Origin of the sequence: Pseudomonas paraveronii (genome assembly GCF_963681955.1) — a bacterium.
GTDB lineage: Bacteria > Pseudomonadota > Gammaproteobacteria > Pseudomonadales > Pseudomonadaceae > Aquipseudomonas > Aquipseudomonas paraveronii.
Genome location: NZ_OY817130.1, coordinates 3024411 through 3040744 on the forward strand (window position 1 = coordinate 3024411; position 16334 = coordinate 3040744).

The 16334-nt window shown below is 62.6% G+C and carries 14 protein-coding genes; all 14 read left to right on the forward strand.

Annotation, left to right across the window (positions count from 1 at the left end; translation table 11 throughout):
* Positions 1-128 precede the first annotated feature (128 nt).
* The 14 genes from U5A08_RS13795 (at position 129) to dmpH (ending at position 16315) form a co-directional block, all read left to right on the forward strand.
* Positions 129-1247, forward strand: a complete 1119-nt coding sequence (locus U5A08_RS13795; RefSeq protein ID WP_321851986.1) for a WD40/YVTN/BNR-like repeat-containing protein — start codon at positions 129-131, stop codon at positions 1245-1247.
* Positions 1244-3646, forward strand: a complete 2403-nt coding sequence (locus U5A08_RS13800) for an efflux RND transporter permease subunit (RefSeq protein WP_321851988.1) — start codon at positions 1244-1246, stop codon at positions 3644-3646. Before U5A08_RS13795 ends, U5A08_RS13800 begins: the two co-directional genes overlap by 4 nt.
* 621 nt (positions 3647-4267) lie before the next feature.
* Complete coding sequence (locus U5A08_RS29915) at positions 4268-5215, forward strand: methyl-accepting chemotaxis protein (RefSeq protein WP_373423755.1); 948 nt, start codon at positions 4268-4270, stop codon at positions 5213-5215.
* Between the two features lie 118 nt (positions 5216-5333).
* On the forward strand, positions 5334-7028 hold the full coding sequence (locus U5A08_RS13810; RefSeq protein ID WP_321851991.1) for a sigma 54-interacting transcriptional regulator: 1695 nt from the start codon (positions 5334-5336) through the stop codon (positions 7026-7028).
* A gap of 412 nt (positions 7029-7440) precedes the next feature.
* Complete coding sequence (locus U5A08_RS13815) at positions 7441-8370, forward strand: catechol 2,3-dioxygenase (RefSeq protein ID WP_017845618.1); 930 nt, start codon at positions 7441-7443, stop codon at positions 8368-8370.
* A gap of 10 nt (positions 8371-8380) precedes the next feature.
* Complete coding sequence (locus U5A08_RS13820) at positions 8381-8677, forward strand: phenol hydroxylase subunit (protein WP_017845619.1); 297 nt, start codon at positions 8381-8383, stop codon at positions 8675-8677.
* Between the two features lie 47 nt (positions 8678-8724).
* On the forward strand, positions 8725-9717 hold the full coding sequence (locus U5A08_RS13825; RefSeq protein ID WP_253395675.1) for an aromatic/alkene monooxygenase hydroxylase subunit beta: 993 nt from the start codon (positions 8725-8727) through the stop codon (positions 9715-9717).
* Between the two features lie 9 nt (positions 9718-9726).
* Entirely contained in the window at positions 9727-9996 is a 270-nt protein-coding gene (locus U5A08_RS13830; protein ID WP_017845621.1) for an MmoB/DmpM family protein, read from the forward strand.
* A gap of 15 nt (positions 9997-10011) precedes the next feature.
* Positions 10012-11532, forward strand: a complete 1521-nt coding sequence (locus U5A08_RS13835; protein WP_321851995.1) for a YHS domain-containing protein — start codon at positions 10012-10014, stop codon at positions 11530-11532.
* A gap of 74 nt (positions 11533-11606) precedes the next feature.
* Positions 11607-11963: a phenol hydroxylase subunit P4 gene (locus tag U5A08_RS13840; RefSeq protein ID WP_046484115.1), complete on the forward strand. Its 357-nt coding sequence runs from the start codon at positions 11607-11609 to the stop codon at positions 11961-11963.
* Between the two features lie 11 nt (positions 11964-11974).
* Entirely contained in the window at positions 11975-13036 is a 1062-nt protein-coding gene (locus tag U5A08_RS13845; protein ID WP_253395678.1) for an NADH:ubiquinone reductase (Na(+)-transporting) subunit F, read from the forward strand.
* A gap of 211 nt (positions 13037-13247) precedes the next feature.
* Positions 13248-14708, forward strand: a complete 1461-nt coding sequence (locus U5A08_RS13850; protein WP_321851998.1) for a 2-hydroxymuconic semialdehyde dehydrogenase — start codon at positions 13248-13250, stop codon at positions 14706-14708.
* A gap of 9 nt (positions 14709-14717) precedes the next feature.
* Entirely contained in the window at positions 14718-15515 is a 798-nt protein-coding gene (dmpE, locus tag U5A08_RS13855; protein ID WP_253395681.1) for a 2-oxopent-4-enoate hydratase, read from the forward strand.
* Entirely contained in the window at positions 15512-16315 is an 804-nt protein-coding gene (gene dmpH / locus U5A08_RS13860; protein WP_253395683.1) for a 2-oxo-3-hexenedioate decarboxylase, read from the forward strand. The genes dmpE and dmpH overlap by 4 nt, the downstream gene beginning before the upstream one ends.
* The last annotated feature ends 19 nt before the right edge of the window (positions 16316-16334 follow it).

Sequence of the window (16334 nt, forward strand, 5' to 3'; positions counted from 1 at the left end):
GGCCGTTATTACCTGCGGTTCCGGCATCCTGCGCGTGTCCGGTTGCCGGTTCCATTGCCATGACTCGCTCCGCCGGCGCCGCGCACAGCGGCGACGTCGCGGGGACGTTTTGAAGTCGAGTACGTACCATGCTTACCCAGAATCCGCTTTTGCGGCGCTCGCTGTCCGCTGCCGTTGCCCTTTTCATCGCCGCCGTGTCGAGCGTTGCCCAGTCTGCCAACACCCCATCCGTTCCCGATCTGCTGGAGCTTCCCGCGTTGGAAAGCCAGCGCGCCCAACAGGCACTGCACCTGGCCGTCACCGCTGCCGGTGAGCGCCTGGTGGCGGTGGGCGAGCGCGGTATCGTGCGGCTTTCCGACGATCGCGGGCGCACCTGGCGCCAGGCCAGGCACGTGCCAGTGAGTGTGGCGCTGACCGCGGTGGCGTTTGTCTCTGCCAGCGAAGGCTGGGCGGTGGGCCACAGCGGCGTGGTGCTGCACAGCACGGACGGCGGCGAGAGCTGGACGCGCCAGTTGGAAGGCAATCAGGTCGCGCAGATCGTTGTGCAGGACGCCCGTGAGCGCGCGGCGGCAGGCGAGGCGGGGGCGGATCAGCGGCTGCGCAGCGCTGAAGCGTTGGTCGAGGATGGCCCGGATAAACCCTTTCTCGATGTGGCGTTCGTGAGCGCCACCCAGGGCTATGTGGTGGGCGCCTATGGGTTGGCCCTGCAAACGCACGACGGCGGCGCCACTTGGCAGTCGCTGATGGGGCAGGTGCCGAATCCGCGTGGCCGGCACTTGTATCAGGTGCGGTTGCGCGACCAACAAGTGCTCCTGTGTGGCGAGCAGGGCGCGCTGTTCCGTTCCACCGATGGCGGGCGCGGCTTTGCCGAAATCCGTAGCCCCTACAGCGGAACGTTCTTCGGTGCGCTGATACTCGACGACCACGCTGTGCTCGCCTATGGCCTGCGCGGCAACGCCTGGCGCAGCCTGGACGATGGCCTGACGTGGCAGCAGGCACAGATCGGCCAGCCGGTGACGCTGAGCGCCGGCCTGCGCCTGCGCGACGGTTCGCTGTTGCTGGCGGACGAGAGCGGTCGCCTGCTGCGCAGCACCGACAACGCCGCCCATTTTACAACGTTGCCCCTGCACCCAGGCACCGGGATCACCGGTCTGGTGCAAGCGCGCGATGGTACGTTGATCCTCTCCAGTTCGCGGGGAATGTCGCGAATCGAGTCCGAGGCGATTGAAGCCGGAGCCAAGCCATGAGCCATATGCCGTCCCTACCTGCCGATGCAGTGATTGCCGATTTGAACAAGTTCGATCAGCGCTCGGGCACCTTCGCCGAACGGCTGCTGTTCAACAACCGCCTGGCGATTACGCTGATCTGCCTGCTGATCACCCTGGTGCTGGGTTACCAGGCCCTGGGGCTTTCGCTGAATGCCGCCTACGAAAAGATGATCCCCTCCGGCCATCCGTACATCGCCAATTTCCTCGAAAACCGTAAACAACTGGCGGGGATGGGCAACACCTTGCGCATTGCCGTGGAGGCCAAGAAGGGCGCGATTTTCGACGCCGACTACCTGAACACCGTGCGCCAGCTCAGCGATGAGGTGTTCCTGATTCCCGGCGTCGATCGGCCTTACATGAAATCGCTGTGGGCCCCGGCGGTGCGCTGGACCGGCGTGACCGAAGACGGCCTGGACGGCGGCCCGGTGATTCCCGACGACTTCGACGGCTCGCCCCAAAGCCTCGAACAGGTACGTATCAACGTCGAGCGCTCCGGGGAAATCGGGCAGTTGGTGGCGGCCAACTACAAGTCGAGCATCATCCTGGTGCCGCTGCAGGAGAAGATCGCCGAAACCGGCGAACGCATCGATTATCACCGGTTGTCCCAGTCTATCGAGCAACTGCGCGCCAAGTATGAGTCGGACAAAATCGCTATCCACGTCACTGGCTTTGCCAAGGTCGTCGGGGATCTGATCGACGGTCTGAAGCAGGTGCTGGTGTTTTTTGCCGCCGCCATCGCGATCTGCACTGCGGTGCTGTTCTGGTACACCCGCTGCCTGCGCAGCACCTTGCTGGTGGTGTTGTGTTCGATGGTGGCGGTGGTGTGGCTGCTGGGGCTGTTGCCGACGCTGGGTTATGAATTGGACCCGTACTCGGTATTGGTGCCGTTTCTGGTATTCGCCATCGGCATGAGCCACGGCGCGCAGAAAATGAACGGCATCATGCAGGACATCGGACGTGGCACCCACCGGCTGGTGGCGGCACGCTATACGTTTCGCCGCTTGTTCCTCGCCGGCATGACCGCGTTGCTGGCCGATGCGGTGGGCTTTGCGGTGCTGATGGTGATCGACATCCAGGTCATCCAGGACCTGGCCATCACCGCGAGCATGGGGGTGGCGGTGCTGATTTTCACCAATCTGGTGTTGCTGCCGATCCTGCTGTCGTACACCGGCGTCAGCCCGGCGGCGGCCCAACGCAGCCTGCGAGACGAGCTGCAGGAACGTGACGACAGGGCGCACAAAAAGCACCCGTTCTGGGCGTTCCTCGACCTGTTTACCCGCCGCCCCTGGGCCACGGTTGCCGTGACGCTTGGGCTGGTCCTGGGCGGTGTGGGTCTGGCCGTGAGCACGCAGCTGAAAATCGGCGACACCGACCCGGGTGCGCCGGAGTTACGGCCGGACTCGCGCTACAACCGCGACAATGCCTTCATTGTTGCCAACTACGCCGCCAGCAGCGACGTGTACATCGTGATGGTCAAGACCCCGCAATATGCCTGCGCCCACTACAGCACCCTGCACACGCTGGATGCGCTGGAGCGCGAGTTGCAGCAACTGCCAGGGGTCGAGACCACCAGTTCCCTCGCCGGGTTGGCCAAGACCGCCAATGCGGGCATGAACGAGGGCAGCCTCAAATGGTTCGAGATGCCGCGCTCCCAGGACATGCTCAATTCGATCATCACCCGAGCGCCCCGGGAAATGTTCAACCAGAACTGCGACCTGCTGACCCTCTACGCCTACCTCAAGGACCACAAGGCCGACACGCTCACCAGCGTGGTCAATACCGTGGAAGCCTTCGCGGCGAAGTACGGCACCGACGACATCCGTATCCTCAATGCCGCCGGGAATGCCGGGGTCGAGGCCGCGACCAACATCGTGGTGAAGAAAGCCAACACGCAGATGTTGTTCCTGGTCTACGCCGCCGTGATCGTGCTCGCCTTCATCACGTTCCGCTCATGGCGTGCGGTGGTGTGCGCGGTGGTGCCGCTGATGGTCACCTCCGTGCTGTGCGAGGCGTTGATGGTGGGGCTGAACATCGGCGTCAAAGTCGCCACGCTGCCGGTGATCGCACTGGGCGTGGGCATCGGCGTGGACTACGCGTTGTATGTGATGACGGTGACCCTGACGCACTTGAAAGCCGGCATGACGCTGTCGCAGGCGTATTACAAGGCACTGATTTTCACCGGCAAGGTGGTGGTGCTCACCGGTATCACCCTGGGCATTGCGGTGGCCACCTGGGCGTGGTCGCCGATCAAGTTCCAGGCCGATATGGGCATCCTGCTGGCCTTCATGTTCGTCTGGAACATGCTCGGCGCGCTGATTCTGCTGCCGGCCCTGGCGCACTTTTTGTTGCGCCCCAAGGCCGGGGTTGCGCACGTCTGAGGCGAATGCTCGCCAACGCCGGCGCGGTGCCGCTGCGCAGCGCCCGGTGAACGTCACGTCGGTGAAAAGGACGGAGTTACGATGCTGAGTAAATTGAGCCTGCATCCACGGGATCTGCTCGCGCTGCTGTCGCTCGCGGCTGCCGCGTTCGCCAGCGGAGTTGATGCCCTCGGCTGGCAGGCCGGCTGGCTGCTGGTGATGGTGGTGTCGGGGCTGTGCCTGCTGCACGGGATTGGCCAGCGCGAGCAACGGGTGGTGGCGGCGCTGGCGCATACCCGCGCGCTGCTCGACGACCGGCAACCGCTGGCGGGTGACGCCCTGGCATCGATCGAGCGCCTGCAGGCGGTGCTGCACGACAAGGTGACCGCGGTCAAACGCATGCGCACGTTGGCCTGCGATCTCACCGTGGCGACCGGCACGCTGGTGTCGGGCTTCACCGAAGCGGTGGCCACGGCGGACCGTCAGTCCGCGATGGCCCGCGACGCCATGGTGGACGTTGAAACCATGGCCGAGCAGGCCCGCGTGACCGCGACGGAGGCGACGGTCCTAGCAGAGGCGAGCAGCGGCGCGCGCGACCAGGTCAGCGCCGGCGGCGAGCAGGTGCAACGGGTCGCCGGCGATATGCTGGATCTATCCAACGTCGTGGCCTCGGTGGCCGAAGAGTTCGACTGCGTGCGCGAGCAGGTGGCGCGTGTCGGTGAAATCGTTGCAATCATCCAGAGCATTGCCGGGCAAACCAATCTGTTGGCGCTCAATGCCGCCATCGAGGCGGCGCGTGCCGGCGAGCAGGGGCGCGGTTTCAGTGTGGTCGCCGACGAAGTGCGCAAGCTCGCCGAAAGCACCGGCAGCGCGACCCTCAGCGTGGGCGAGATCATTTCCCTGATTGGCCAGAGCATCGACCGCCTAGACCAGCGCCTGGCCCAGACCCGCCAAGGGGCCGCGCAAGGCGTGACGCGTGCCAGCCAGGCCACGGCGGTGTTGAACGGTATTGCCGCCACCTCCCACAGCATGCAGCGGGCGGTGCATGGCATTGCCGAACGCGCCGGCAGCGAGATGCAAAAGGCGCACAAGGTGCTGGCCGACTCCAGCGGCGTGGCGCGCCTGGCCGTCGAACTCGATAACCACGTCAACGGCTGCAACGCCGGCCTGCGCGGGCTGATGCTGGGCCTGGTCGACCTCAAAAGCCTGGCGGGTGAAATTGATGTCAGCCGCGATGCGCATGCCGCCATGCTGGAAGCTATCGAAGAAATCCGCGCCCATAACATCATGGTGCTGAATGCCCGCGAACCAGCGCAGATGGTCGCGCATATCCAGCGTATTCACGCGCTGGACCGGGAGATAGATGCCTGGCTCGCGCAGGCGATAAGCGCATGTGAACCGGTCGATGCACGGCGCAGTGACAGTCTGTCGGGCGTGCGCAAAGCGCTGGACGCCTACCGCCACGTGCGTAACGAGTTGCTGGAGGCCGCGCAAAGTGGGAGGCTTGAGCACGCGCTTGAGCGCGGTACGCCCTTGGTTCGACAGGCCTACCGCGTGGTAAAGGAGGCATGCGCTGCCTTAGCGGCTTAGACTCGGGCCCACGGCGAAGGCACTGGATCGCTTGTAGAACAATAAACGCCAGCGGCGTGGCAAGGGCTCGAGCCCGCCAGTCGACTGGTCCGCGATGGGCTGGGCTTTAGGTGCTTACATGGCAGAGCAACCCCTGATTGAGCGCTTCAATCTTCGTTCACGACTGCGCTTCAATGTCGAAACCGGGCAAATCTGGCTCGACGAGAACCGCATGCTGTTGATGCATGCCAAGGCGTTCGGCGCCTTACGCCAGGAACTGATGGAATCCCTCGGGCCCAGTCGCGCCAAGGGGCTGTTGTTTCGCATGGGCTTCGCCGCCGGCCAGCACGATGCCGATCTCGCCCAGAAACTGTTCGGCGAAGGCGACAACTACGACGTGTTCAAGATCGGCCCCGAGTTGCACGCGTTCGAGGGCTTGGTGCGCTCGACCATTATCGAGGCCAAGATCGACTGGGAAGACGGCAGCTTTTTTGGCACGGTCAATTGCGATAACTCCTGGGAAGCCGAGTCCCATTTGCAGTTGTTCGGGGTCAGTCCCGAGCCGAGCTGCTGGAACCTGGCCGGCTACGCGTCGGGCTATGTCACCCGCTTCTTCAAGCGTGTGGTGATCTTCCGGGAAACCCAGTGTGTCTGTTGTGGCGCCTCCAGCTGCATGTTGGAGGGACGGCCAATCGAGGCCTGGGGGGATGCGGACTTCTTGCGACACTGTCTGCCCACCGAAGATGCGCAAACCACCTTCGAGCAGTTGCAAGAGGAGCTCTGGCAACTGCGCGGCTGGCAGCATGAACAGCGCCCACCGGGCAAGTTGGTGGGCAGCTCGCCGGCCTTTACCGCCGCCTTCAGTCTGCTGAGCCAAGCCGCCAACAGCCCCATCACCGTGTTGCTGCTCGGCGAAACCGGGGTGGGCAAGGAAGTGTTCGCGCGCTGGCTGCATGAAAACAGCGGGCGCGGTGAAAAGCCTTTTGTGGCGGTCAACTGCGCCGCCATTCCCAATGATTTGATCGAATCCGAGCTGTTCGGCGTGCAGAAGGGCGCCTACACGGGCGCCCAGGCTTCGCGCCCCGGTAAGTTCGAACGCGCCGATGGCGGCACACTGTTTCTCGATGAGTTGGGCGAGCTGTCGCCGGCGGCTCAGGTCAAGTTGCTGCGCGTCCTCCAGACCGGCGAGGTCGAGCGCCTGGGCGATGACAAAGTGCGCAAGGTCAACGTGCGCCTGGTGGCGGCGACCAACGTCAATTTGCAGCAGGCGATTGCCGACGGTCGTTTTCGCGCCGACCTCTACTACCGCCTGGCCACGTACCCCCTGGAGATTCCACCGCTGCGCAAGCGCAAGTCGGATATTCCCGTGCTGGTTGCCGTGCTGCTGGAAAAATATGCGCCGCTGTACCACAAGACCATTCAAGGCGTCAGCGACCTGGCCATGCAGGGCCTGATGGCCTACGACTGGCCGGGAAACGTGCGTGAGCTGGAAAACCTGGTGGAGCGTGCGGTATTGCTGGTGCCGTCCGGCGGGCACATTGAATTGCAGCATCTCTTCCCAGGCGTGGCACCGGTGACCGCACACGGCGCGGTGATCGACCGCGAAGGCAAAGTCGGCAACGCCGACGAGGCCAGGACCGACCAGTTGTATGAAACCTTGCTGGTCGACGGGTTCGACCTGCAGGCCCATGAAGCGCGTTTGCTGCAGCTTGCCGTCACACGGGCGCATGGCAACCTGACCCATGCGGCGCGCCTGCTGGGTATCACCCGCCGGCAGTTGGCGTACCGGGTGAAACAGACTTTGGGGGATGACAGCCCGGCCGCGAGCGCCTGACAAAAACGTACAGCCGCCGCCCCCTTCGGCGCGCCGCCACTGTGCCTTCGCGCTTACAGTTGTTTTGGCACGCGAGTGGGGATGGCGGATGCGCCGTTTTCGTCTTAAAGCACCCTGTGGTGCTTTTTTTTCGCCTGTTTTACTGACCGTCGCGGCCGTTCATTGGTCGGTGCCCCGGCCTTTGCGCAAGCGCACTGACGTTTTTGTAAGGCTGGAAGGGGGGATGGACATAAACGTCAGTCCAGGGGCTGGGTACAGTGTCCGGTTTTTCATAGTAAGTTGTTTTAAATCAATTATTTACCTTCATTGGCATCATCTCTGCAATGCAGGGTTGAGTGTGTGAACCCGGCTCCTGCCCGCCTGCCCAGGCGGTACGGAGCCAACCTCATCCAGCCAATAAAGGAGACAATAAATGGCGATGACAGGTGTATTGCGTCCGGGCCATGCCCAGGTGCGCGTGTTGAACCTTGAAGAAAGCGTTCATTTCTATCGCAATGTGCTGGGGCTGGTCGAGACCGGGCGTGACGATCAGGGGCGGGTGTACTTCAAGTGCTGGGATGAGCGCGATCACAACTGCTATGTGATCCGTGAAGCGGACACTGCCGGTATCGACTTCTTCGGCTTCAAGGTACTGGACAAGGCCACCCTGGAGAAGCTCGATGCCGACCTGCAGGCCTACGGGCTGGCCACCACCCGCATCCCCGCCGGTGAGTTGCTGGAAACCGGCGAGCGTGTGCGCTTTGAATTGCCCTCGGGCCATCTGATTGAGCTGTACGCCGAAAAGAGCTGTGTCGGCAACGGCATTCCTGAGGTCAACCCAGCCCCGTGGAATGCGCTGCGCGAGCACGGTATTGCGCCGATTCAGTTGGACCACTGCCTGCTGTACGGTCCCAACATTGCGCAAGTGCAGAAAATCTTCACCGAGGTCCTGGGCTTCTACCTGGTCGAACGCGTCCTCAACCCTGAGGGCGACGGTGACGTCGGCATCTGGCTGTCGTGTTCGCACAAGGTCCATGACATCGCCTTCGTTGAATATCCAGAGAAGGGCAAGCTGCACCACTGTTCGTTCCTGCTCGAGTCCTGGGAGCAGGTGCTGCGTGCCGGCGACATCATGTCCATGAACGAAGTGAACGTCGATATCGGCCCCACCCGCCATGGCGTGACCCGCGGTTGCACCATCTATGCCTGGGACCCCTCCGGTAACCGCTTCGAGACCTTCATGGGCGGCTACCACCCCTATCCGGACTACCAGCCGCTGTCCTGGACCTACGACAACTTCGCCCAGGGCCTGGACTACCCGCAACGCAAGTTGCACGAATCGTTCCTGACTGTCGTGACTTGAGGGCGCTCCCATGAGTTTCCCTGATCAGTCACTCGAGATGCAGCCGGCCGACATGGACACGCGCAAGCGTTACGTGCGTGTCACCGGCAGTCGTGGCAGCCAGTTTGTCGAATTCGACTTTGCCATCGGTGAGCCCGAATTATTCGTGGAAATGATCCTGACGCACGAGGCCTTTGCCGAGTTCTGCCGCGCCAACCAGGCACGCCCCATGGCGGCGTTGCCTGAGGTCGCAGATGAGGATGAGGACGACGCCCGGCAATGGGACTGGCGTCTGGCGGATGCCACTCAGGTTCGTTTCAAAAACTAATCGTTGTTGACGCTTCACCCTGAGTGAGGCGTTCGTGGGAGTCAGCTATGCACATCGATCTTCGTACGGTCAGCATCCAGCCCTTGCGGCAGACGTTCGACCATTTGGCCCGTCGTTTTGGCGACAAACCTTCCTCGCGGTACCAGGAAGGCAGCTACGACATTCAACCGGTGGAAAACCTGCATTACCGGCCGACCTGGGACCCGGATCAAACCCTGTACGACACCAGCGTCACCCAAATCGTGATGAGCGACTGGTACGTGTTGAAAGACCCGCGCCAGTTCTACTACAGCACCTACACCCTGGCACGCGCCCGGCAGCAGGAAACCACCGAAGCCAACTTCAACTTCGTGGAAACCCGCGGTCTGGTGGACCTGTTGCCGGACGCACTGCGCCAACGCGTCCTCAACCTGCTGGTGCCGCTGCGCCATGCCGCCTGGGGCGCCAACCTCAACAACACGTTCATCTGCAGCTATGGCTACGGAACGGTGTTCACCCAGCCGTGCATGTACCACGCGATGGATAACCTCGGCATCGCCCAGTACCTGTCGCGCATCGGCCTGCTGCTGGGCGCAACCGAAGCCCTGGACGCCGGCAAGGCGGCCTGGATGGAGGGCGATGCCTGGCAAGGGCTGCGTCGTTACACCGAGGACTGCCTGGTGGTGCGCGATCCGTTCGAGCTGTTTGTCGCGCAGAACGTGGCTTTGGACGGCTTGCTGTACCCGCTGGTGTACCAGGGCATCGTCGACGATCAGTTCGCCGCCGATGGCGGATCGCTGGTGGCCATGCTCAGCCAGTTCATGAGCGACTGGTTCGATGAAACGCGCAAGTGGGTGGACGCGGTGATGAAGGTGGCGGCTGCCGAATCCGAACATAACCGCGCGTTGTTGCAGGCCTGGACAATCCAGTGGCGCGACCGTGCTGCCGCGGCCCTGCTGCCGGTGATCGAGCAAGAGTTTGCCGGCAACGCGGATGAAGTGATGAGCGAGCAACTGGCTGCCTTCCGGGTACGCCTGGATAAAACCGGTGTTGGGGTCTGAGGAGCGGCTATGTCGACTGTATTTATTGCACTGCAAACCAATGAAGAAACCCGCCCGATCATCGAAGCGATCGAGCTGGATAACCCCGAGGCCGTGGTCAACCGCGAGCCAGCCATGGTCAAGATCAACGCCCCGGGCCGCCTGGTCATTCGCCGCGAAAGCATCGAAGCGCAACTGGGCCGCAGCTTCGACATGCAGGAGCTGAACATCAATCTGATCACGCTCTCCGGCAATGTCGACGAAGACGAAGACGCCTTGACCCTGACCTGGGGCAACTAAGCGAGGATATTTGGCATGGACATGAAAACCGTTCACAAAAAGCTCAATGCAAAAGACAAATACCGCCTGCTCACGCGCGACCTCGCCTGGGAGCCGTCGTACCGCACCGAGGAGGAGATTTTCCCCTACATCGCCTATGAAGGCTTGAAGATCCATGACTGGAACAAGTGGGAAGATCCGTTCCGCCTGACCATGGACGCCTACTGGAAATACCAGGCCGAAAAGGAGCGCAAGTTCTACGCCATCATCGACGCCCACGCGCAGAACAATGGCCACCTCAACATCACCGATGCGCGCTACCTGTCGGCGCTGAAAATCTTCCTGCAGGCCATCAGCCCCGGTGAGTATGCCGCGCACAAAGGCTTTGCGCGCGCGGGTCGAGAGTTTCGCGGCGTCGGTACGCAAGTGGCCTGCCAGATGCAGGCCATCGACGAGCTGCGCCATGCGCAGACGCAAATCCACGCCTTGTCCAACTACAACAAGTTCTACAACGGCTTCCATGCCTTTGCCGATCAGCGCGACCGTATCTGGTACACCTCGGTGGCCCGCTCGTTCTTTGACGATGCGATGTCTGCCGGTCCGTTCGAGTTCATGATCGCCATCGGTTTTTCGTTCGAGTACGTGCTCACCAACCTGTTGTTTGTGCCGTTCATGTCCGGCGCCGCTTATAACGGTGATATGGCCACGGTCACCTTTGGCTTCTCCGCGCAGTCGGACGAAGCGCGGCACATGACGCTCGGCCTGGAGTGCATCAAGTTCATGCTCGAGCAAGACCCGGCCAACCTGCCGATCGTTCAAGGCTGGATCGACAAGTGGTTCTGGCGCGGCTTCCGCGTGCTGGGCCTGGTTAGCACCATGATGGATTACATGCTGCCCAAGCGCGTGATGTCGTGGCGGGAGGCCTGGGAGATCTACGGCGCCGAGAATGGCGGCGCGCTGTTCAAGGATCTGGCGCGTTACGGTATCCGCCCACCCAAGAGCTGGGACGATGCCGAGGCCAGCATCGACCACATGTCCCACCAGTTCATGCTGGGTCTGTACCAGTGGAGTTTCGGGACCGCGTTCCACGCCTGGATTCCGTCGGATGACGACATGCAGTGGCTGTCCGCCAAGTACCCGACCACGTTCGACAAGTACTACCGCCCGCGCTGGGAGCACATCAAGAAAATGGCGGCGGCCGGCACCCCGTTCAAGAACTACGGCCTGGCCAAATTATGCCAGTGCTGCCAGTTGCCCGCGGTGTTTACCGAGCCGGATGACCCGACCCTGATCTGCCATCGGCAGGTGCAGTACAAGGGCGACAAGTACCACTTCTGCTCCGATCACTGCATGGGCATCTTCAATAACGAGCCGGAGAAATACATCCAGGCCTGGCTGCCGATGCCGGCGCTGTTCCAGGCGCCCACCGATGGCGACCTGGCCGCCTGGATGGACTGGGTGTCGCTCAAGGACGGTCAGGACAACGGTGACTTCGCCGACTCCGAGGACCGCCGCAACTTCGCGATGTGGCGCGGCATGGCGACGTCCAACCAGTAACCACGTGACAACCCGACGGGCGTGGCCGGCGCATTCGGCGGCCACGCCCCGCTAACAAGAATAAGGAGAGCACCATGCCTGTAGTCGCCCGTAAAGAATACGTGGGCGTTGCCCGTGATCGCGTTGAAAACTTCAATGGCAAGCAGTTGGTGTACGCCAGCTGGGATCACCACTTGCTGTTCGCAGCGCCGTTCCTGCTGTGTCTGACGCCGCAAACCACGTTTGCCCAGTTGCTGGAAACGGCCCTTGCACCTTTGCTGCAGGCCGACCCGGATGCCGCGCTGATCGACTGGCAGCACGTGCAATGGCTCAAGGACAACCAACCCTGGGTGCCCGACCTGGACGCCAGCCTGGTTGCCAACGGCATCGGCCACAAAGACCAGTTGCGCTTCAAGACGCCAGGTCTCAACACCCTGTGTGCGACCCACTGAGGGGGCGAGTCATGAGCTATGAATTAACGATCGAGCCGCTGGGTCAGACCATTGCAATCGAAGAAGGCCAAACCATTCTCGACGCCGCGTTGCGCGCGGGTATCTACCTGCCGCATGCCTGCTGCCACGGGCTGTGTGCCACCTGCAAAATCCAGGTGGTCGATGGCGAGATCGAGCATGGCGAAGCCTCCAGCTTTGCCCTGATGGATTTCGAGCGCGAAGAGAAAAAGTGCCTGGCCTGCTGCGCCACCGCCGAAAGTGATTTGGTGATCGAGGCGCAAATCGACGAAGACGACGACGCACAAAACCTGCCGGTGCGTGATTTTGCAGGCACCGTCAGCCGCATTGAAACCCTGACGCCGACCATCAAAGGCGTGTGGATCAAGCTCGACGCGCCCGAAGGCATGCACTTCCAGGCCGGTCAGTACATCAACCTGCAGTTACCCGACGGCATTGGCAGTCGGGCCTTTTCGGTGGCCAACGCACCGGCGCCCGGCAGCGAGATTGAGTTGAACATCCGCATCGTGCCCGGCGGCCGTGGCACCGCGTATGTACACGAGCAATTGCAGGTCGGCGAGCGGGTGGGCATCACCGGTCCGTACGGGCGCTTTTTCGTGAAAAAGTCGGCGCGCCTGCCCGTGATCTTCATGGGCGGCGGCTCGGGGTTGTCGAGCCCGCGCTCGATGATTCTCGATCTGTTGGCGCAAGGTTTCGAGCGGCCGATCACCCTGGTCTACGGTCAACGTAACCGTGACGAGCTGTACTACCACGACGAGTTTCTCGCCATGGCCGAGCAACACCCGAACTTCACCTACGTGCCGGCGCTGTCCCATGAACCTGAAGGCTCATCTTGGTCGGGCTTTCGTGGCTTTGTGCATGAGGCCGCCAAAGCCCACTTCGACAACGACTTCCGCGGGCACAAGGCCTACTTGTGCGGCCCGCCGCTGATGATCGACGCCTGCATCAGTACGTTGATGCAGGGACGCTTGTTCGAGCGCGATATCTACATCGAGAAGTTCATCTCGGCGGCGGATGCGCAGCAGGTTCGCAGCCCCCTGTTCAAAGCGATTTGATCCACTGGCCCCGCCCCTCGAACGATGCGAGAGGGGCGGGCGAGGCCTGCCGCGCAGCCGTTTTCGACATACCTTAAGGGTATCAAGTTAGGCCAAATAAAGTATTAGTCGGTATCTGCTGGCTTTTCTAGACTCGCACTCAGGGACTCATGCCGGACTGGCCGTGGCAGGTACAGGCGGTCGTCATACGAACAATAACTACGGAGCTCTCATGCGCCAGATCAAACACTTCATTGCCGGTGAGTTTACCGACGCTGCCAGTGGTGTACGGTTCAATAAACACTCCCCGCTGGACAACAGCGTCATCTGCTCGGTCAGCGAAGCCGGGCGTGGCGAGGTGGATGCGGCCGTCAGCGCCGCGCGCAATGCCCTGCAGGGCGAATGGGGCCGCCTGAGCACCGACCAGCGCGTCGAGCTGCTGTACGACGTGGCCAACGAGATCACGCGCCGCTTCGATGACTTCGTCGAAGCGGAGATGTCCGACACCGGCCAGCCCGAGCACGTGATGAAGCATGTGTTCATCCCGCGCGGCGCGGCCAACTTCAAAGTGTTCGCCGACGTGATCAAGAACGTCGCCAGCGAGTCGTTCCCAATGGACACTCCCGACGGCCGTGGCGCGTTGAACTACACGCTGCGCCGGCCCAAGGGCGTGATCGGGGTGGTCTGCCCGTGGAACGCGCCCTTCATGTTGATGACCTGGAAGGTCGGCCCGGCCCTGGCCTGCGGCAATACCGTGGTGGTCAAGCCATCGGAGGAGTCACCGCAGACGGCCACCTTGCTGGGCGAAGTGATGAACACGGTCGGCATTCCCAGGGGGGTGTACAACGTGGTGCATGGCTTCGGTCCCGATTCGGCCGGGGAGTTTGTCACCCGGCATCCGCAGATCGATGCCATTACCTTTACCGGCGAGACGCGTACCGGAACGGCCATCATGAAAGCAGCTGCCGAAGGCATGCGTGATGTGTCGTTCGAGCTGGGCGGCAAGAACGCCGGCATTGTGTTCGCCGATGCCGACTTCGAGGCGGCAGTGGAAAGCTTTTCGCGTTCGGTGTTCCTCAATACCGGGCAGGTGTGCCTGGGCACTGAGCGGGTGTATGTCGAGCGGCCGATCTTCGAGCGTTTTGTGCAGGCGCTGAAGGCCAAGGCCGAGGCGGTGAAGTACGGCCGCCCCGATGATCGTCACGCCAATTACGGGCCGCTGATCAGCCAGGAACACCGGGAAAAAGTCCTGTCGTACTACCGCAAGGCGGTCGAGGAGGGCGCCACCGTCGTGACCGGCGGCGGTGTGCCGCAGATGCCGTCCGACCTGGCGGCTGGCGCCTGGGTGCAACCGACCATCTGGACCGGTCTGCCGGAGAGCGCGGCGGTCGTGCAACAGGAAATCTTCGGCCCGTGCTGCCACATCTCGCCCTTCGATAGCGAAGATGAGGTGGTCGCCAAGGCCAACGCTACCGAGTACGGCCTGTCGACCACCCTCTGGACCCGCGACCTGGCGCGTGCGCACCGCATGGCGGCGCGCATCGACGTGGGCATCACCTGGATCAACAGCTGGTTCCTGCGCGACTTGCGTACGCCGTTCGGCGGTTCCAAACAATCCGGGATCGGCCGTGAAGGCGGCGTGCATTCGCTGGAGTTCTACACCGAAACCCGCAACGTCTGCGTGAAACTCTGAGGCTTCCCCATGAACCAGCAAATCATCGAGCTGTACGGCGACGAGCTGTATCAGGCGTTCGTGTCCCGTCGCGCCATCGCGCCGCTGATCAGTCGTGAACCGCAGATCCGCATCGAGGATGCCTACCGCATCCAGGAGCGGTTCATTGCCCGTCGCCTGGCCGCTGGGGAAACCATCGTCGGCAAGAAAATCGGCGCCACCAGCAAGCCCGTGCAGGACTTTCTCGGCGTGTACCAGCCGGACTTCGGCATGCTCACCTCGGGCATGGTGTTTGCCGACGGCGACACCCTTGACCTGGGTCAGATGATCCAGCCCAAGGCCGAGGCGGAACTGGCCTTTGTGCTCAAGTACGACCTCAAGGGGCCGGGCATCACCGCCATGGACGTGATTCGCGCCACGGACTATGTGGTGCCGTGTTTTGAAGTGGTCGATTCGCGCATCCGCGACTGGCAAATCAAGATCCAGGACACCGTCGCGGACAACGCCTCCTGTGGCGTGTTTGTGCTGGGCACCACCCGCGGCGATCCGCGCCGGTTGGATATCACCCTGGCCGGCATGGTGCTGGAGAAGAACGGTGAAGTGTTCTCCACCGGCGTCGGCGCCGCCGTGCAAGGCTCGCCCGCCAATGCTGTGGCCTGGCTGGCCAATACGCTGGGTGAACTGGGCATTCCGTTCAAAGCGGGGGAGGTGATTCTCTCCGGCTCGCAGTCGGCGCTGGTGCCGGTGGTGGAGGGTGACGAGTTGGTCTGCCGGATCGGCGGCCTGGGCAGTTGCCGGGTGAAGTTTTCTGGAAGGAGTGCCGTATGAGCCGCGAACTGACGCTGTCCCGCGAAGATATCGTGCGCCTGTGCGAACGGGTCGAAGGCGCACAGACCCGCGCTTATGCCATTCCCAAACTGACCGACGACTACCCGCAGATGACCATCGCCGATGGCTACGCGGTGCAGAACGAACTGCGTCGCCGCTATATCGCCCAGGGGCACAGGCAAGTCGGCTGGAAAGCCGGGCTGACCTCCAAGGCGAAGATGCAGCAAATGGGCGTCAGCGTGCCCTCGATCGGCTTTCTGACCGACCGCATGGCGCGCCCCGAAAACTCGGCGATCAGCACCGCCGACCTCGTGCATCCACGGGTCGAGTGCGAAGTCGCCTTCGTCATGAAGGCGGACCTGCGCGGCCCGGGTTGCACCGCCGCCGATGTGTTGGCAGCGACTGACTATGTACTCCCGGCGGTGGAAATCATCGACTCGCGGTTTTCCGGCTTCAAGTTCGACCTGGCCAGCGTGATTGCGGACAACGGTTCGTCGGCGCGCTTCGTGGGCGGCGGGCGTAGCCGCTATGTCGCGGATCTGGACCTGCCGACCCTGGGTGTGGTGATGGAAAAGAATGGCGAGATCGTGACCATGGGCGCCGCCGCCGCGGTGATGGGGCATCCGGCTGAGGCCATCGCCATGTTGGTGAATATCCTCGCCGAGATGGACGAGTCATTGCCCGCCGGCAGCTTTGTGATGAGCGGCGGCATTACCGAAGCGATCGCGGTGAAGCCCGGCGACAGCATTGTGGCGCGCTTCCAAGAGTTGGGCAGCGTATCGATGCGCTTCGTTGAATAACCACAAGCACCCAGGAGGC